This is a genomic window from Methanobrevibacter sp. UBA417 (assembly GCF_002508845.1).
GTDB classification, from domain to species: Archaea; Methanobacteriota; Methanobacteria; order Methanobacteriales; family Methanobacteriaceae; genus Methanobrevibacter_A; species Methanobrevibacter_A acididurans.
Window position 1 is genome coordinate 21,066 of sequence record NZ_DAZC01000036.1, and the last position, 18,484, is coordinate 39,549.

Annotated in this window: 17 protein-coding genes; 14 read left to right on the top strand and 3 right to left on the bottom strand. The window is 27.9% G+C overall.

Translation table 11 applies throughout. The features are described from left to right. The first annotated feature begins 70 nt into the window (after positions 1–70). The 4 genes from BP769_RS07955 (at position 71) to BP769_RS07970 (ending at position 3,816) form a co-directional block, all read left to right on the top strand. Complete coding sequence (locus BP769_RS07955) at positions 71–289, top strand: DUF1922 domain-containing protein (RefSeq protein WP_409198440.1); 219 nt, start codon at positions 71–73, stop codon at positions 287–289. A gap of 36 nt (positions 290–325) precedes the next feature. Continuing rightward, positions 326–1,672 (top strand): hemolysin family protein, encoded by a 1,347-nt coding sequence (locus BP769_RS07960; RefSeq protein WP_413862379.1) that lies wholly within the window; start codon positions 326–328, stop codon positions 1,670–1,672. A 58-nt stretch (positions 1,673–1,730) separates the two neighbouring features. Next, positions 1,731–2,672: a calcium/sodium antiporter gene (locus tag BP769_RS07965; RefSeq protein WP_413824854.1), complete on the top strand. Its 942-nt coding sequence runs from the start codon at positions 1,731–1,733 to the stop codon at positions 2,670–2,672. Between the two features lie 202 nt (positions 2,673–2,874). Further along, positions 2,875–3,816, top strand: a complete 942-nt coding sequence (locus tag BP769_RS07970) for a calcium/sodium antiporter (protein WP_413824852.1) — start codon at positions 2,875–2,877, stop codon at positions 3,814–3,816. A gap of 22 nt (positions 3,817–3,838) precedes the next feature. Here BP769_RS07970 and BP769_RS07975 read toward each other — a convergent pair whose 3' ends face one another. Continuing rightward, a complete protein-coding gene (locus BP769_RS07975) occupies positions 3,839–4,687 on the bottom strand; it encodes a TIGR00269 family protein (RefSeq protein WP_413824849.1) in 849 nt (282 codons plus the stop codon). A 77-nt stretch (positions 4,688–4,764) separates the two neighbouring features. Between BP769_RS07975 and BP769_RS07980 the strand changes: the two genes are divergently transcribed. After that, a complete protein-coding gene (locus tag BP769_RS07980; protein WP_413824846.1) occupies positions 4,765–5,070 on the top strand; it encodes an MTH1187 family thiamine-binding protein in 306 nt (101 codons plus the stop codon). A 105-nt stretch (positions 5,071–5,175) separates the two neighbouring features. On the opposite strand, the gene BP769_RS07985 is transcribed toward BP769_RS07980, so the two are convergent. Further along, positions 5,176–6,285 (bottom strand): DegT/DnrJ/EryC1/StrS family aminotransferase, encoded by a 1,110-nt coding sequence (locus BP769_RS07985; protein ID WP_413862381.1) that lies wholly within the window; start codon positions 6,283–6,285, stop codon positions 5,176–5,178. A 177-nt stretch (positions 6,286–6,462) separates the two neighbouring features. Between BP769_RS07985 and BP769_RS07990 the strand changes: the two genes are divergently transcribed. From BP769_RS07990 to cofG, 5 genes are all read left to right on the top strand, one after another. Further along, complete coding sequence (locus BP769_RS07990) at positions 6,463–7,659, top strand: tRNA (guanine(10)-N(2))-dimethyltransferase (RefSeq protein WP_413862383.1); 1,197 nt, start codon at positions 6,463–6,465, stop codon at positions 7,657–7,659. A gap of 647 nt (positions 7,660–8,306) precedes the next feature. Beyond that, positions 8,307–8,786: an Lrp/AsnC family transcriptional regulator gene (locus BP769_RS07995; protein WP_413824837.1), complete on the top strand. Its 480-nt coding sequence runs from the start codon at positions 8,307–8,309 to the stop codon at positions 8,784–8,786. A gap of 313 nt (positions 8,787–9,099) precedes the next feature. Further along, complete coding sequence (mptA, locus tag BP769_RS08000) at positions 9,100–10,038, top strand: GTP cyclohydrolase MptA (protein WP_413824834.1); 939 nt, start codon at positions 9,100–9,102, stop codon at positions 10,036–10,038. Positions 10,039–10,216: 178 nt separating this feature from the next. Next, a complete protein-coding gene (locus BP769_RS08005; RefSeq protein WP_413824832.1) occupies positions 10,217–10,669 on the top strand; it encodes a DUF2120 family protein in 453 nt (150 codons plus the stop codon). Positions 10,670–10,797: 128 nt separating this feature from the next. Beyond that, on the top strand, positions 10,798–11,826 hold the full coding sequence (cofG, locus tag BP769_RS08010; RefSeq protein WP_413824866.1) for a 7,8-didemethyl-8-hydroxy-5-deazariboflavin synthase subunit CofG: 1,029 nt from the start codon (positions 10,798–10,800) through the stop codon (positions 11,824–11,826). Positions 11,827–11,858: 32 nt separating this feature from the next. Here cofG and BP769_RS08015 read toward each other — a convergent pair whose 3' ends face one another. Then, entirely contained in the window at positions 11,859–12,620 is a 762-nt protein-coding gene (locus BP769_RS08015) for a class I SAM-dependent methyltransferase (protein WP_413862385.1), read from the bottom strand. 359 nt (positions 12,621–12,979) lie between these two features. Between BP769_RS08015 and psmB the strand changes: the two genes are divergently transcribed. From psmB to comC, 4 genes are all read left to right on the top strand, one after another. Then, positions 12,980–13,600, top strand: coding sequence for an archaeal proteasome endopeptidase complex subunit beta (gene psmB / locus BP769_RS08020; protein WP_413824826.1), 621 nt, complete (start codon positions 12,980–12,982; stop codon positions 13,598–13,600). 390 nt (positions 13,601–13,990) lie between these two features. After that, positions 13,991–15,901, top strand: a complete 1,911-nt coding sequence (locus BP769_RS08025) for a beta-CASP ribonuclease aCPSF1 (RefSeq protein ID WP_409198427.1) — start codon at positions 13,991–13,993, stop codon at positions 15,899–15,901. Between the two features lie 204 nt (positions 15,902–16,105). Beyond that, positions 16,106–17,125: a phosphoribosylformylglycinamidine cyclo-ligase gene (gene purM / locus BP769_RS08030; RefSeq protein ID WP_413827125.1), complete on the top strand. Its 1,020-nt coding sequence runs from the start codon at positions 16,106–16,108 to the stop codon at positions 17,123–17,125. A gap of 30 nt (positions 17,126–17,155) precedes the next feature. Further along, positions 17,156–18,178 (top strand): L-sulfolactate dehydrogenase, encoded by a 1,023-nt coding sequence (gene comC / locus BP769_RS08035; RefSeq protein ID WP_413827122.1) that lies wholly within the window; start codon positions 17,156–17,158, stop codon positions 18,176–18,178. Positions 18,179–18,484: the final 306 nt, after the last annotated feature.

The window sequence follows — 18,484 nt, forward strand, 5'->3', positions numbered from 1 at the left end:
ACAACAAAACTAAATATCATAATAATATAAAAAAAATATAAAAATTATTTGAAGGAGAAGACTAAATAAAATGTATCTTATCTTTCGCTGCGGATGCGGCAGAGTCTTATATGCAAAAGAAGGTGTAAAGACAAGAAAATGCACTTGTGGAAAAACTATAAAAGTTAAAGAAAGAAGAATCTTTAAAAAAGTTGAAACACAAGCAGATGCAGCAGAAACCGTTCGCCAAATGCAAGAAGACATATATGGCGGTACTGGTTTTCAAAAAGCTAGTGATTTAAAACACTAACATAAAAATTAAATATTATAAAAGGTCAGAAGAGAAATGAATTATTTTATATACTTAGAAATATTATTCATAGCCATTTTAATCTTATTAAATGGTTATTTATCTATGGCAGAGATTGCCATTGTGTCGTCTAAAAAAATTACATTACAAAAATATGAACAAGATGGAAATAAAACCGCGAAAATCATTTTAGATTTTTTAGAAGATCCAAACGAATTTTTATCAGCAATACAAATCGGAATCACATTAATTGGAATATTAACAGGGGCTCTTGGTGGAGCAACACTTGCAGAACCATTAGCAGCATCCTTAAATCCTTACATTCCATATGCAACCCAATTATCATTTGTAATAGTTGTAGTAATTACAACCTATTTCAGTTTACTTATTGGTGAAATTGTCCCAAAACGTATTGCATTAAATGATCCAGAAAAATCAGCAATGAAAAGTGCAAAAACAATGCACTACATGACAACCATTTGCAAACCATTAGTAAAAGCTATAAGTGAATCAACCAATTTCTTATTAAGATTAATAGGTTCCAAACCAACCGAAGATGATGTAGTAACACAAGATGAAGTTAAACTATTAATCGCAGAAGGTATAGAAGACGGAACCATTGAAAAAGAAGAAGAAAGTATAATTAAAAGAGTATTCCGTTTAGATGCGCAAAAAGTCGATATGATAATGACACCAAGAAATGAAATCATATGGATAGACTTAGAAGATGATTTAGACGAAATCCAAGAAAGAATCATTGACAGTAAAAGATCAATATTCCCAATTGCAGAAGGAGAACTAGATGATTTCCTTGGAGTAATACAAGCTAAAGATGTACTAAGTAGTATATTCAAAAAAGACAAAATGGAACTTAGAAGAAACATAAAAGAACCATTAGTCATACCAGATCAATTACCATCAATGGAATTATTAAAACAATTTAAACAAAACAAAGAATACGTGCACATGTCACTTGTCGTTGATGAATTCGGAACATTAGAAGGATTAATCACATTAAACGATTTACTTGAAGGAATTGTAGGAGACATTCCAGGTATTGATGAAAATAATGATCCAAAAGCAACTAAAAGAAAAGATGGATCTTACTTAATAGATGGTAGATACCCAATAGATACTTTTGCTGAAATATATGATTTAGAAGATGATGATTTCCCATCAGAAGAAGATGATTATTACACAACACTTGCAGGTTTCATATTAAGTTTCACAGGAAAAATTCCAGAACCTGGAGACATTTTCCATTGGGAAGATTTCACATTTAAAATATTAGCTATTGATGGACACCACATAGACAAAGTACTTGTAATGAGAGATAAAAATAAAAAAAATAATAATGAAAATGAAGAGGAAGAAGAAGATTAAAAAAAATCTTAATTCTTTTATCTCTTTTAAACATAACCCTTAATGGAGTTTATCAATAATGATAGAAATGATAATACAAATAATCTTACTAATTGTAGGATTCCTATTTTTAATAAAAGGTGCAGATTACTTCGTAGACGGTGCCAGTAGTATTGCAAACGTACTGAAAATACCAACACTAATTATTGGATTAACAGTCGTAGCATTCGGTACAAGTGCCCCTGAAGCAGCAGTAAGTGTTGCAGCAGCATTAAGTGGGAGTAATGCAATAGCAATAAGTAATGTAGTAGGAAGTAACATATTCAACATACTATTAATAATTGGTCTATGTTCACTTGTTGCAACAATGAAAGTGGATCCTAAATTAGTAAAACAAGACTTACCTTTCCTTTTATTAACAAGTATTCTTTTAACTGGTGCTGTGTTTTTAACTTGGCAAATCAGTAGAATAGTTGCATTAATATTTTTAATATTAATCGTAGCCTATGTTGCATACTTAGTTTATAATGCTAGAAAATCAGAAGAATCTAAATTTGTTGAAAAACCTAAATACTCCCTAATTTTAAGTATTGTAATTGTTATAGTTAGTTTAGTAGCTATTGTTTTAGGTGCGCAATTAGTTGTAAATAGTGCTAAATTCATTGCATTAAGTTTAGGTATGAGTGAAACCCTTATAGGATTAACAATTATCTCAATAGGAACCAGCCTACCAGAATTAATAACCAGTCTAACTGCAGTGAAAAAAGGTGAAAACAATATTGCAATCGGAAACATTGTAGGAAGTTGTTTATTTAACATACTTTTCATATTAGGTTTAAGTGGATTTATCCATCCAATAGTTGTTGGTCATGGTATGATTATTGATTTATGTGTAATGATACTTGCTACAGTACTTTTATATGTTTTCTCATATTTAGATGAAAAATTAGACAAAAAAGAAGGAATAATTTTCATCATATTCTTTATAATTTATATGGCATTTATAATAATGAGAAACTGAAAATTTTAAAATTAAAAAACCTCCACCATCCCTTATTTTTTTACTTTTTTTTAACCCCCCACTTAACTTTTTTTTGATAAAAATTATATACTATAAAAATTTAATAAATGTACAGGAAAAATATAGAACAAACGTATTTTTCTAAAAAAATTTATACTAATTATATGAATTTTTTTTATATTCCAAAAATGGAGTTTATCAAATGATAGAAATCATCATACAATTAATAATACTAATTGTAGGATTCTTATTTTTAATAAAAGGTGCAGATTACTTCGTAGACGGTGCAAGTAGTATTGCAAATGTACTGAAAGTACCAACACTAATTATTGGATTAACAGTAGTAGCATTCGGTACAAGTGCCCCTGAAGCAGCAGTAAGTGTTGCAGCTGCAATAGATGGAAGTAATGCAATAGCAATAAGTAATATTGTAGGAAGTAACATATTCAACATACTATTCATATTAGGTATATGTGCTCTTGTTGCAACAATGAAAGTTGATTTAAAATTAATTAAAAAAGACATGGTCTTTTTAATATTCACAAGCTTACTATTAACTGGAATATTATACTTTACCTGGCAAATAAGTAGAATAACAGGATTAATATTCTTAATACTCATAATATTATATGTATTATATTTAGTAAGAGATGCGAGAAAATCAAAAGAATCAACAAAAGTTGAAAAAGCAAAATATTCCTTACCTAAAAGTATTATAATATCCATAATAAGTTTAATAGCAATAATAATAGGTGCACAATTAGTTGTAGATAGTTCAAGATATATTGCATTAAGTATAGGTTTAAGTGAAACCCTTATAGGATTAACAATAGTATCAATAGGAACCAGCCTACCAGAACTAATAACCAGCCTAACTGCAATAAAGAAAGGTGAAAACAATATTGCAATAGGAAACATTGTAGGAAGTAACATATTCAACATACTATTCATATTAGGTTTAAGTGGACTCATCCACCCAATAAACGTTGGTCCAAGTATGTTAATAGATCTTATTGTAATGTTAATTGCAACATTTGCATTATACATATTCTCTGCAGGTGACCGAGAACTAGATAGAAAAGAAGGAATAATATTTATTGTAATGTTCCTTATATATATGGCATTTATAATAATAAGAAACTAAAAAAAAAAGGAGAATTTATTGTTTATTTTAATAAATCAATAATTTCACAAGCTTTACAAATTTTACCAGATGTTGGTTCACCACAAAGTTCACATTCATTTAAAACAATAGGAACCGGTGAATCAAAATCTAAATCTTTTTTAAAAGACTCCATAACTTTTTCTTTAACACCAGGATTTTCATCTTCAGCAAGATTAAGAAATTCTTTAATTTTAGCCCTTAAAGAAAGATTACTATAAGGACACTCAGCAAAATGAATTTCAATCCCATTAAGAACACCCCACATTCCAACTTCCTTTTCAGGTGTATTCCATAAAGGTTTAATACGTGGAACAAGTTTAGGATGAATACGATTTAATTTTGGACCGAATTTAGAAAATTTCACATTATCCCCACGTGAAAAACTCATTAAAAATGATTGAATTTCATCATCTAAATTATGACCAGTAGCAATCTTATCTGCACCCCAATCATATGCTGTTTTATTTAAAATATTTCTACGAAAAACTCCACAAGGTATACATGCACTTTTAAAATTAGCATAAATATCATCTAAATCAAAATTTTCTTCTTGTTTAAAAGACTTCTGAATAAGTGGCACCCCTAATTTTAGAGCATTATCTATTGCTGAGGTTATACCATCTTGACGATAACCTTTAATACCCTCATCAACACTAATTGCAACTAAATCAAAATCAAGCTTATTTTGAAAATCATTTAATGCATAAAGAGTTAATACACTATCTTTCCCTCCAGATAATGCTATAGCTATTTTATCCCCTTCTTCAATTAATTTATAATCAGTGATGAGATTATTTATCCTATTATAAATTTTTTTATTAAATTCATCTTTTTGAAGTGTTTCTGCCATTATTAATAATTCCCTTTTTTTTATAAAAGATAATATTGTTAAAACTTTATATCTTTTTAATTATATATCTATAGTCTATGATAACTTGTGATTTTTGCATACTTCCCGTTGGGAATGATGGAACTGAATGTAAAGAATTTGTAACAGCTGCTGTACAATCTATTAAAGATTCTGGTTTAAATTATCAGTTAACCGGTATGGGTACTTTAATAGAAGCAGAATCTTATGATGAATTATATAAAGCTATAAGTAAAGCTCAAGAAGCCGTTTTTAAACAAGATATTAATCGTGTCTACACTGTTATTAAAATTGATGACAGAAGAGATTTATCCAAAAGAGGATTAAATGATAAGGTTAATACTGTAAATAATATGTTAGAATAAGAATTATTTAATTTTTTTTAAATAGTATAATTAAAAGTTGGAGAAAAAGATTTTAAAATTTACTTTTTTATAAAATCTTCTCCAAGAATTACTTTAATCTTTTTTTTATTCAAATTTTTCTGAACCTTCACGTACAACTTTAATTATTGTATCTAAATCCTCAGTTGTTAAGCTTGGGTGAACAGGTATTGAAATTACAGTACTTGCAATTTCTTTAGTTACAGGTAAATCTTGTTTATAACCTAATTTTTCATATAAAGGTTGTTCATATAATGGTATAGGATAATGTATTCCATTTCCAATTCCATTTTCATTAAAGAATTCAACCCATTCATCACGTTTTTGAGCACTTACTCTTATTGTGTATTGATGGAATACATGTTTTGAACCTTCACGTACAAATGGAGTTGTAATGCCTTTTAAATCTTTTAATCCTTCAGTTAAATATTTTGCATTATTAATTCTTTTCTCATTAAATGAATCGATTTTCTTTAACTGTTCAAGACCAATTGCTGCACCAATATCAGTCATACGGAAATTGTATCCAATTACATCATGTTTATATTTAACACTACTACCATGAGCACGATAAATTCTAGCTTTTTTAGCAAATTCTTCATTATCAGTAGTGATCATTCCACCTTCACTAGTAGTCATGTTTTTAGTTGGATAAAAACTGAAACATCCCATATCTCCAATACTTCCAACTTTTTCATCCCCATTATATTTTGCACCATGAGCTTGTGCTGCATCTTCAATTACAATTAAATCATTATCTTTTGCAATGTCACATATTGGTTTCATATCTGCTGATTGACCGAATAATTGAACTGGTAAAATGGCTTTAGTGTTTTCTGTTATTGCTTCTTCAATTTTAGAAGGGTCTAAGGTGTAAGTTTTAGGATTTATGTCAACAAATACTGGTTTTGCTCCAGTGTATAATACAGAATTTCCAGTAGCTACAAATGTGAATGGTGTTGTGATAACTTCATCACCTGGTTTTAAACCTGCAGATAACATTGCTACATGTAAAGCAGCAGTTCCTGAATTTGTTGCTACCCCATATTTTGCACCTACATATTCTGCGAATTTTTCTTCAAATTCTTTCACTTTAGGTCCTTGGGCTATCATTCCAGATTTCATCACATCTATTACTGCATTTATTTCTTCATCACCTATTATAGGTTTAGCTATAGAAATTTGATTATTTGCCATAATATTTATTCTCCATGTTTTTCTTAAATTTTATTTTTTTAGAATTATGATTTTTTATATAAAAAGTTATAAATTATTTGTACTTAAATAAATTATATTAAGTTAATATTTGTTTTTATTTTATAAAAATATTTTCTGGAATTAAAAATTTAAATTAAATATAATTAATATGTGATAATGATGGTTGAAAATTTAGAAGAAAAAGAAATGGAATATAGTGAAGATGATTTAAAAATTATAAATGAAGGTTTAGTTAAAATTGAATTTCCAGAATTCGATAAAGTATCATCAGATGCTCCTGTATTCTATAATCCTCGTATGGAGTTTAATCGAGATACTTCAATTTTAGCTATTCAAGCTTTCCAGAAAATCTTAAATCATGAAGTTGATATTTGTGATGTGTTCGGTGGAAGTGGAATACGTGGTGTTCGTTACAAAAAAGAGATAGATAATATTGGAGAGGTCAGTGTTAATGATATTAGTAGTTTAGCTAATGAATTCACTAAAATCAATGCTGATATGAATAATGTGGATATTAATATTTATCAAAAAGAAGCTAGTGTAATGTTACGTAATCATAGAGGAGAATTTGATATTATTGATATTGATCCTTTTGGTACACCTTCTTATTTTGTTGATTCTGCAGGATACAGTATTAAACGTAACAGTTTACTATGTTTAACTGCAACTGATACTAGTGCACTTTGTGGTACTTATAAAGAACCTTGTATACGTAAGTATAATGCTAAACCATTTAAAAGTGAATATTGTCATGAGAATGGTATACGTATTCTTGCAGGTTTTGCTGCTCTTACTTTAGCTAAGTATAAAAAGTATATTACTGTTTTAATGTCACATAGTAGTGAACATTATATGAGAATGTATTTATATATTAAAAAGGGATCACGTGCTACTGATGAATCCTTAAAAAATATTGGGTATATGGCTCATTGTAAAAATTGCTTACATCATGAACCAATTTATGGTCTAGCTAGTAATATTCCAGGAAATTGTCCTATTTGTGGAGGGAAATTAACTATTGCAGGACCAATGTGGTTAGGTGAAATACAAAATAAGGAATTTATTCAAGATATGATAAGTATTAGTGATGATAAAGAGTTAAATACTAAAGAAGAAGTTTTAAAACTTTTAAATACTTGTTATAATGAGGCTGAAACTCCTGTTGGATTTTATGATATACATGTAATCTGCAGAAACCTTAAGGTTAGTGCTCCGAAATTAGATAAAATATTAGACACTCTTAAAAATAATGGTTATATTGCAGTTAGAACACATTTTTCACCTTTAGGAATTAGAACTGATGCAGATATTGAGGATATTAAAAATATTATTTTAGAACTTTTAAAAGAATAAAAAAAATTTTTTTTAATTATTAATTATATAATTTATTCTTCTTTTTTGATATTAGTTAATAAGATAAATATAAAATAATTAAATTAATTCAATCCGAAAAAAATTATTCAAAAATCTTTATTTTTCCAATTTTTAGGCAAATTTAATATATTTTATTCAATATTATGATTTAAGAGTTAAAAAATTCTTTTAAAGCAAAATAAAAGTTTTTATATTAAAGAACAATCTAAAAAAAATTTAATAGATTAATAATAAAAACTTATAAAATTATAATAAACTATTAAATTCAATGAAAAAAACATAAAAACAACCTATTTTTTCAAAATAAATTAAAAAAAATACAAAAAGAATCCAAACAAGTTAAATCCCCACCAAAACCACACCAATAAATTATAAGTAAAAATAAACAAAAAAATAATATTCAAAATATAAAAATATTAAATAAAAACAATCAAAAAACTTAATAAACCCCAAAAAACTTAATAAAAAAAACTTAAAAAAAACTCAAAATAAAAAGTTTTATAAAACATTAATACTAATTATAAAATAATAAAATTAAACAAATGTTTTAAATTTTTCTTGAACAAAATTTATAAAACATTAAATTTTAAATAAATTATTACATAAAAAAAGAGAGGTTGTAAAAAATGGTAACTGATGTTAACGATGAAATTGTTAAATTAGATGACACTGATGTAAGAATATTAAAAATAATAAACGATGATGTAAGAATATCATACAGACAAATATCCCGTGATTTAGGAATATCTGTAGGTACCGTACATAACCGTATTGATAAAATGGTTAAAACAGGTGTTATAAGTAAATTTGCACCAATCTTAAGACATGATAAACTTGGTTTCACCTTAACCAGTATTGTGGGAGTTAAAGTTAAAGGTGGAAAATTAGAAAACTGGGAAAACAAAACAGCATTCAATAAAAACGTAGTTGCTATATACGATGTTACCGGAGAATATGATGCATTTTTAATTGCAAAATTCCGAGACACCTCCGAATTAGATCATTTCATTAAAGAAATGTTAAAAGAACCAGGAATTGAAAGAACATACACACAAACAGTGTTAAATGTTGTAAAAGAAGATATGGGTTCAGCTAATATATTATAAAAAGAATCAGAAAAAAATAATTCAATGCACCCTTAGAAAATATTTTATTAAATATAATTCTTATCATTGAATTATAAAAATGATTTTTTTTTAAACCGATATAAATAATAATTAGAAATTTAAAAAACTTTTAGTTATTATTTATATTTATTTAATTAGAATTTAAACAAACCATAAAAAAAATATAGATAAATATAAAAGAATACCAATTAAGTAAATAAAAAAAAGAATTAAAATAATCTTTAAAAAAAAATCTATATGATACAATATCACTTAGAAAAGATTATTTTACATAAAATTAGAGGTGTAGAATTTGGTAGTTTGTTTCCCAGACACTCAAGATGACACACCTAGAATTCCTATCGAATTAAGTCGAGTAGGAGTTACAGGTGTAAAAAAACTTTTAAAATTAAATAGAGGTAAAAAAAGACCAATAATATTATTACCAACATTTGATGCTTTCGTTGATCTTCCAAATGATCAAAAAGGAATTCATATGTCAAGAAATCCTGAAGCTATTAGTGAAGTTATGGAAGAAGTCATTGAAACAAGTAATTTCGAAGTAGAATCAATTTGTGCAGAAATCGTTAGTAAAATGCTTGAAAAACATACTTACTCTACAAGAGCAGAAGTAAGAATGATAAGCGATTACATGATGATGCGTAAATCTCCAGTAACAGAAAAACCAACACAAGAAATGACAAAACTTATAGCAAAAGCTGTAGGAACACGATCAAAAGACGGTAAAATCACAATACGAAAAAGTATAGGTGCTGAAGTAGTTGGAATGACCGTTTGTCCTTGTGCACAGGAATCTGTAATGGAAGCAGATAAAATAAAACTATTAGAATTCTTAGATGAAGAAACCACACAAAAAGTTTTAGATACCGTAACATTTGCATCACACAACCAAAGAGGAGTGGGAACCGTACTAATAGAAGTTCCAGAAAACCAAATGGTTAAAGGGGAAGAAATCATAAACCTCATTGAAGAATCAATGAGCTCCCCAGTCTGTGAACTCTTAAAACGTCCTGATGAAAATGCAGTTGTAATGAATGCACATGAAAAACCTGTCTTTGTTGAAGATGTAGTAAGAAACATGATTGAAAAAATCTTACAAAAATTCTCATATTTAGATGATGATACATTAATAACTGCAAGACAAGTAAATCAAGAAAGTATCCATAGACACAATGCTTTTGCAGAAAGAATTGCAACTATGGGTGAATTAAAAGAAGAGATAAACTTCTAAAAAAAAATTATAAATATTAAAATAAATGGAGTGCAAATAATTAATAAAAAGAAATGTACTCCATTTTTTTTAAACTTTTTTTAAAAATTTTAAATAAGAAATATATAATAAAACCTTTTTCTTTATAATACTATAAAAACTATATAAATATAATAAAATAATTTAGAAGTGAAAAAATATGATAGATTTAAAAGTACTTGCTGGAGATGTAATGGGTTATTATAAAGCATTTCAAGGATCACGAGCAGCATTCGTTAGTGATGAATTATTAATAGTTAGAGGAAAATCCACACTAAGAGATTCATATAAAACAATGCCAGAAAAATTAGATGGAATAATGAAATTCTTCGATGGTGAAGAAATTGAATTAAACTCAGCAAAAGCAAATGAATTCATAGTAACTGCAGATCAACATATCAGATCTGAAGTAGAAATTTCAACTGGAACCGATACTAATGGATTAAATCGTATGAAAAAGGATTATGAAGCATTAGGTGCTGATGTTGAAATGAAATTATTCACAATCCCTGGAGTAGATATACTAGTAACCACTTGGAAAGATAAAAATGATATGGGTCCAATGTATGTTGAAACAGTACTATCAAAAATAGATGACACAGAAATTGTTTAAAAATTAAATGAAAAAATTTTTGAATGGGTTATATTATAATGATAAATCCTAATATTTTAAATAAAACTTTAAGCAAAAAAGACATAGTAAGTCTCTTAAACACTAAAGAAAATGATATTCTTGAGTTAATGAAGCTTGCAAATACTAGAAGCACTAATAAGATTAGTTTTAGTAAAAATGTTTTCATCCCCTTAACTGAAGTTTGTAAGAATAATTGTGGATACTGTGCATTTAAAAAGGATCCATTAAATCCAGATACTATAATACTTAAAACACCTGATGAAGTTTTAAAATTACTTAAAGAAGCTGAGAAATTTAATTGTAAAGAAGCATTATTTACAATGGGTGAAGATGCAGATAATGAAAAAGCGGTACAGGATAAATTAAAAGAATTAGGTTATTCTAACATGGGAGATTATATTTATAGTATCTGTAAAATGACTTTAGATAAAACAAGTTTACTTCCACATACTAATGCTGGTAATTTTTCATATGAAACATTACAAAAATTAAAAGAAGTGAATGTTTCAATGGGTATGATGCTTGAGAATTCATCCCCTCGTTTAATGGAAACAATTGCACATGAAAAAAGTCCAGGAAAAGATCCTAAAATTAGATTAGAAACTATAGAAAATGCAGGTAAACTTAAAATTCCTTACACTACTGGATTACTTATTGGAATTGGTGAAACTAAAGAGGAAATTGCAGAATCTTTACTTACATTAAAAGATTTACAAGACAAATATGGTCATATTCAAGAGATTATTATTCAAAATTTCACAACTAGTCCAGGTATTGAAATGTGTGATTATAGTGAACCTTCCCTATTAGATATGATTAGAACAGTTTGTGTAAGTAAAATAATTTTTAAGGATGAACTTAGTATACAAGTTCCACCTAATCTTAATCTTGAAACTAATCAAATATTTTTACTTTGCGGAACTGATGATTGGGGTGGTGTTTCACCTTTAACTGATGATTATGTAAATCCTACTAGTCCTTGGCCCACTTTTAATCAATTAGAAAGATTAACCTTTGATGCAGGTTACCAGTTACAGGAAAGATTAGCAATTTATAAAAAATATATTAACCCTGAATATTTAAATGATAATCTTTTAGCTAAGGCTAATAATCTTTTAAAAAGTATGGAAAAATAGAATTTATATGGATTTACACTTTTCTTTTTTTTTTAATCTATTTTTGCATCAACAACAATATGCCAAACACCTGGAGAATATTTTTTAATTTTAACAATATTTAAAACTGTAACTTCCCTACATCCAGCAATTTCCCTTATACGTTCTACAGGTCGAGTGTTGATTAATTTTTCAGGAACTGTTTCATGATAATGAAGTATTCCTCCTTTTTTCAAACTATTTATAGCTGGTTTTAAATAATGATGTGTTGTTTTAACATAACCCATAATAATCCGATCAGCCTTAAAGTTTTGAATTTCATTTGCACAATCTCCTAAAATTGGATTAACTCTCATGTAACCGGCTTTACTATTTATTTTATTTAATTTAATATTTTCCAATAAGTACTTGTAACTATTAGGATTAATTTCAATAGCATTAATTTCTTGAGCTTTACTTAAAACAGCTATTGGTATTGTGAAATAACCTATACCTGCAAACATATCACAAACAACTTCACCCTCACCAACTAATTTTGCAATTCTTAAACGTTCATTATTATTCCCTTTAGCCCACATAACTTTACTTAAATCAAGTTTAAAATAACACCCATTTTCTTTATGAATTGTTTCAGTTGTATCACCTATTAAAACTTCTAGGCTAGGTTCTCTCATTTGACCAGAAATAGATTCGACTTTAACAATAGATTCAACATTATACTTTCTAAGTAATGATTCTAAGTACTCCTTATCCTCTTTTCTTGTAGGTGAATTCTTATCTAAAATTAATATTTTACCAATTTTTTTATACTTCAAGAAACATTACACCTCTATAAAAAAAATTTTTTTATCAATATATATTTATTATAATGAAAATTTATATAAATAAATTATTAAATCTAGAAAGTAATTAGAAACTATTATATATTAGATTTTACAAACTAATCTTAAGTTAATGTTTAAGATTTTAATAAAACTAAAGTTAACTCAAAATATATTTTATACATTAATTCTAATTTTATTTTAATTAATTCATCATTTTTATTAAAGACAATAACTATAAAAAGCATGAAAGTACTAATTTTTAGTTAGAATAAAATTTTTAGAAAATAATAAATCAATTTTATATAAAAAAAATATTTAATAAACAATTTTTACTCAGAGGTGTATTTTAAATGAGTGATGAAAAAATCTTAAAAGGTACAACTACTGTCGGAATCACCTGTAAAGACGGAGTTGTTTTTGCAAGTGAAAGAAGAGCTAGTATGGGAAATTTAGTAGCTCACAAAGTAGCTGAAAAGATATTTAAAATAGATGATAATATAGCTACAACTATTGCAGGATCAGTAGCTGATGCTCAAAATTTAATGAAAGTTATAAGTGCAGAAGTTTCATTATACAAATTACGAAACGGAGAAGATATGAATATAGAAGCTGCTGCAGCAGTAACATCAAACATTTTACATTCCACCCCAGCTTATGTGCAAATATTACTTGGTGGAGTAGATGAAGATGGAGCATCTATTTACTCATTAGATGCAGCTGGTGGTATGATTAAAGATACTTTCATATCAACTGGTTCAGGTTCAACATTTGCTTACGGTGTTCTTGAAGACCGTTACACTCCAAAATTAACCACAAACCAAGGTATAGAATTAGCTCTTAGAGCTATTAAAGCAGCTACTGAAAGAGATGTTTACAGTGGAAATGGATTTTTAGTAGCAACCGTCACTAAAGATGGTTATAAAATGTTAGATAGTAAGGAAGTTGAAAAGAAAGTAAAAAAAATCAGTTAAAATAAAAAATAATTCGAAATACAGATTATTTTTATAAATTTTTATATTAAAAAAACTATTTTTTACATATAACGGTGTGAAATAGAAGTATAATAAAAGTGATAAAATAACACGATTAACAATACCAAAAGATTATATTATTGTTTTATCTTTTTTATCCACTCTTTTTTATTAAATTAAAATAAAAATCACCCTTTTTACATTAAAAAGAATAAGAATTAATTAAATAAATTATAATTATTAAATTAATTTTTTTTTAGAAAAAACCTTAAAATTTTTCTATACAAAAAAAATGATACAAGATTAAAATTTAATTAAAGTAAAAATAGGGGTAAAATTTATACTCTATACCTTATCTACACTATAAAACTTATTTTATGAAGTGATTATATGGCTTCAGAATCATTAGAAGATATTAAAAAAACAATAAACGAAAGATTACCAGAAAAGGTACAAGTTGCTAAAATCGAATTTGAAGGTCCACAAGTTGTTATTTACACAAAAAATCCGGAAATAATAACTGACAATGGTGATCTTGTTCGAAACTTAGCCAAAGACTTAAGAAAACGGATGATTATACGTTCCGATAAAAGCGTACTAATGGAACCTGAAAAAACAATTGAAACAATAAACCAAATAGTTCCTGAAGATGCACATATTACAAATGTTTCATTTGACGATGTAACCAATGAAGTAATAATAGAAGCACAAAAACCAGGACTTGTAATTGGAAAATATGGAGTAACATCAAGAGATATTGTACGTAAAACAGGATGGGCTCCAAAAATATTAAGAACACCACCAATCAAATCAGAAATAATTGGAAGAGTTCGAAACACAATATTAAGCAGTAGTAAAGAAAGAAAGAAAAACTTAACAGAATTAGGTTCAAGAATTCATCAAAGCGTAAAATATGATAATGATTGGGCAAGATTAACAAGTATGGGAGGATTCAAAGAAGTTGGAAGATCCTGTATGTTATTACAAACACCAAACAGTAGAGTGCTTTTAGACTGTGGAGTGAATGTAGCAGGACCTGATGAAAAAACAGCTTTCCCATTCTTGAATGTTCCAGAATTCTCAATACAAGATTTAGATGCTGTAATTATATCACACGCACACTTAGATCATTGTGGATTCTTACCATACCTTTACCATTATGGATACGAAGGACCAGTATACTGCACAACACCAACAAGAGACTTAATGACCTTACTACAATTAGATCATATAGATATTGCACATAGAGAAGATAATCCATTACCATTCAATGTTAAACATGTTCAAAAAGAATTAAAACACAGTATAACCTTAGATTATGGTGAAGTAACAGATATCACTACAGATATAAAATTAACATTCCATAATGCAGGACACATCCTAGGTTCAGCAATGAGTCACTTACACATAGGAGACGGTGCACATAACATGGTATACACAGGAGATTTCAAATACGAAAGAAGCAGACTCCTTGAACCAGCAACAACCAGATTCCCAAGAAGTGAATCACTTGTAATGGAAAGTACTTATGGTGGACATGAAGATGTTCAACCATCACGTAACAAAGCAGAAAAAGAACTAATGAAAACCATCTACCAAACATTAAATCGTGGAGGAAAAGTATTAGTACCAGTATTTGCAGTAGGAAGAGCACAAGAATTAATGATAGTTCTTGAAGAATACATGCGTCAAGGAATGATAGATGAAGTACCAATCTACATTGATGGAATGATATGGGAAGCAACAGCAATCCACACAGCAAGACCAGAATACTTAAGTAAAGACTTAAGAGATCAAATATTCCATATGGGTAGAAACCCATTTGTTTCAGATTACTTTGTCAAAGTACAAAACATTAATGAAAGAAAAGATATTGTTGAAGGAGACCCATGTATCATATTATCCACTAGTGGTATGTTAACTGGAGGAAACAGTGTACAATACTTCAAATGGTTAAGTGAAGATGAAAGAAACGCTATAGTATTTGTAGGATACCAATCTGAAGGATCACTTGGTAGAAGAATCCAAAAAGGAATGAAAGAAATACCACTTGAAAACGATGAAGGTAGAACTCAAGTATACAATGTTAGAATGCAAGTAAAAACTGTAGAAGGATTCAGTGGACACTCTAACAGAAGACAATTAATGGAATTTGCAAAAAGAATACATCCAAGACCAGATAAAATAATAATGTGTCACGGAGACCCATATAAAACTGTGGACCTTGCAAGTAGTGTTCATAGATCTTATAAAATAGAAACAAAAACTCCATTAAATCTTGAAGCAACAAGATTACAATAAAAAAATAAAAGAATTAGGATTAAAAAAAATTTTTTTTCCTAATTTTTTTTTAAAACTTTTTTTAAAAAATAAATACAGAATAAACTAAAATTATTTAAATTATTAAAACTTTTTTTTATAAATATAAATAATAATTAATACAAAAATAAAAAATGTTATAAAAATTATAAATAATTAAAAAAAAATAATTAAAAAGGTGAATAAATGGTTACATATTCAGAATCTGGTGTTAATATAGATTTAGAAGCTGAAACCGTTAAAGCATTAGCTTCAAAACTAAAACCAACATTAGAATTAAGAGACATAATAACTGATAGTGGACACTTTGCAGCTTTAGTAAGATTAGGTGATAAAGCAATTGCAATGAGTACTGATGGTGTTGGAAGTAAAATATTAGTCGCTAAAATGATGAATAAATACGATACTGTAGGAATAGATTGTATTGCTATGGTAGTTAACGATATTCTTTGTGTTGGTGCAGAACCAATAGCACTAGTAGATTACTTGGCTGTAGAAAACCCAGACCCCGAAACCGCATCAGAAATAGCAGAAGGATTAGTTAAAGGTGCAGAAGAATCCAACATATCCATAATAGGTGGAGAAACAGCATCCTTACCAAAAATAATAAAAGACTTCGATTTAGCAGGAACAGGAATAGGATTCGTAGATACTGATAAAATAATAAGTGGAAAAGATATTGAAATCGGAGATACATTAATAGGATTAAAAAGTAGTGGAATACACAGTAATGGATTAAGCCTAGCAAGAAAAGCAATATTTGAAGATGCAGAGCTAAAAGTAGATGATAAAATACCAAACACCAACAAAACAGTTGGAGAAGAACTCTTAACACCTACAAAATTATATGTAAAACCAATAGTAAATTTATTCAAAAAAGATTTCAACATCCACGGATTAGCCCACATTACAGGTGGAGGATTCACAAACCTACAAAGACTTAAAAAAGGAATAGGATTCGAAATCAATAACCTTCCAGAACCACAAGAAATATTCAAATTAATATATGAACAAAACGTACCATTAAAAGAAATGTACAAAGTATTCAACATGGGAATCGGTTTTGTAATCATTGCAAAAGAAGAAGAAGCAGATAAAATAATCGAAGAAGTATCCAAAGATGTAGAAGCCTACAAAATTGGAAAAGTAATATCTGAAGACAAAATAAAAATAAAAACCTTCGAAAATACTAACATAGAATACTAAAAAAAAATAATAAAATTGGAGAAATAATAAATGAAGCTTAATGCCAAAAATGAAAAAAAATTAGTTACTGACATCCTAATTAAATTAGGAACCCAAGAAAACCAAGCAGATATAGTTGCACAAGCTACAGTAGATGCAGATTTAAAAGGATTCACTTCCCACGGAATAGGAAGATTTTCACAATACATTAAAGGATTTAAAGCTAAAACCATTAACCTTGAAGGTGACATAGATATTGAAAGAGAAACAGAAGCTATGGCATTAATCAATGGTAATAGTCTTTTTGGACAATACGTAGCAAGAAGAGCTATGGATTTAGCAATTGAAAAAGCTAAAAATGTAGGAATAGGAATCGTAGGAACACACAATGGTAATCATTTCGGTGTAACAGGTTATTATTCAGATTTAGCTTCACAAAAAGGATGTATAGGAGTAGTTATAGCAAACACCGAACCTGCAATTGCACCATTCGGAGGTAAAAAACCTTTAATAGGAACTAACCCAATAGCAATCGGTATTCCAAATGAAGACACATATATTGCTCTTGATATGGCAACAAGTGTTGCAGCAAGAGGAAAACTTTTAGAAGCAAGAAGAAAAGGTGAATCCATACCTGAAGGAACTGCTTTAGATAAAGATGGAAACCCAACCACTGACCCAGCAAAAGGAATTGAAGGTTCAATCTTACCATTTGGAGGATTCAAAGGATACGGGTTAGCATTCTTAATTGAAATTTTAACAGGAGCACTTGTAAGTGCAGGTATTGGAACTGGAGTTAAAGGAACCGCTTCTTGTAGTGAAGATTGTACTAAAGGAGATTTATTCTTAGCTATAGATCCTGAAAAATTTGTTGGTAAAGAACAATTTAACGATGAAACAGATAAATTTTTAGATGAAATTAGAGCAGATAATGGTGTTATTCCTGGATCTCTTGAAGTTGATAGAGTTAAAGGTAATTTAGCTAATGGTTGGGAATTAGATCCTGTTTTATTTGATACTTTAAATAATATATGTAAAAATATTGATATTGATATTGAAGATTACGCTGCATAATTTTTCTTCAATTAATTATTATTTTTTTTTATTTCTACTTTTTTTAAGCAATCCCTTTTTTTTAATTTAATTTCACTACTTTTCTGGTAATTTTAAAAATATATGTATTGAATATATGTAAAGCTTTTAAAATATTTTAATTTAAAAGTACCAAGTGAGTAAAACAAAGATATGCTAAATAAAAATTGGTATATTTATTTAAACATTCATAATAATCAATCATCAAATTGAAATAAAACAACTTACAAAGACTTCGAAAAATAGGTTTTATGAAATTAATTAAGAAAAAAATTTTTAAACAAAAAA

What these genes read in the sequence shown, in the direction of transcription:
- BP769_RS07970 (WP_413824852.1), top strand. Translation starts at nt 2,875, where the DNA reads ATGATAGAAATCATCATACAATTAATAATACTAATTGTAGGATTCTTA.
- BP769_RS08005 (WP_413824832.1), top strand. Translation starts at nt 10,217, where the DNA reads ATGATAGATTTAAAAGTACTTGCTGGAGATGTAATGGGTTATTATAAA.
- BP769_RS08025 (WP_409198427.1), top strand. Translation starts at nt 13,991, where the DNA reads ATGGCTTCAGAATCATTAGAAGATATTAAAAAAACAATAAACGAAAGA.
- BP769_RS07980 (WP_413824846.1), top strand. Translation starts at nt 4,765, where the DNA reads ATGATAACTTGTGATTTTTGCATACTTCCCGTTGGGAATGATGGAACT.
- BP769_RS07965 (WP_413824854.1), top strand. Translation starts at nt 1,731, where the DNA reads ATGATAGAAATGATAATACAAATAATCTTACTAATTGTAGGATTCCTA.
- psmB (WP_413824826.1), top strand. Translation starts at nt 12,980, where the DNA reads ATGAGTGATGAAAAAATCTTAAAAGGTACAACTACTGTCGGAATCACC.
- BP769_RS07955 (WP_409198440.1), top strand. Translation starts at nt 71, where the DNA reads ATGTATCTTATCTTTCGCTGCGGATGCGGCAGAGTCTTATATGCAAAA.
- BP769_RS07985 (WP_413862381.1), bottom strand. Translation starts at nt 6,285, where the DNA reads ATGGCAAATAATCAAATTTCTATAGCTAAACCTATAATAGGTGATGAA.
- BP769_RS07960 (WP_413862379.1), top strand. Translation starts at nt 326, where the DNA reads ATGAATTATTTTATATACTTAGAAATATTATTCATAGCCATTTTAATC.
- purM (WP_413827125.1), top strand. Translation starts at nt 16,106, where the DNA reads ATGGTTACATATTCAGAATCTGGTGTTAATATAGATTTAGAAGCTGAA.
- cofG (WP_413824866.1), top strand. Translation starts at nt 10,798, where the DNA reads ATGAAGCTTGCAAATACTAGAAGCACTAATAAGATTAGTTTTAGTAAA.
- comC (WP_413827122.1), top strand. Translation starts at nt 17,156, where the DNA reads ATGAAGCTTAATGCCAAAAATGAAAAAAAATTAGTTACTGACATCCTA.
- BP769_RS07975 (WP_413824849.1), bottom strand. Translation starts at nt 4,687, where the DNA reads ATGGCAGAAACACTTCAAAAAGATGAATTTAATAAAAAAATTTATAAT.
- BP769_RS07990 (WP_413862383.1), top strand. Translation starts at nt 6,463, where the DNA reads ATGATGGTTGAAAATTTAGAAGAAAAAGAAATGGAATATAGTGAAGAT.
- BP769_RS07995 (WP_413824837.1), top strand. Translation starts at nt 8,307, where the DNA reads ATGGTAACTGATGTTAACGATGAAATTGTTAAATTAGATGACACTGAT.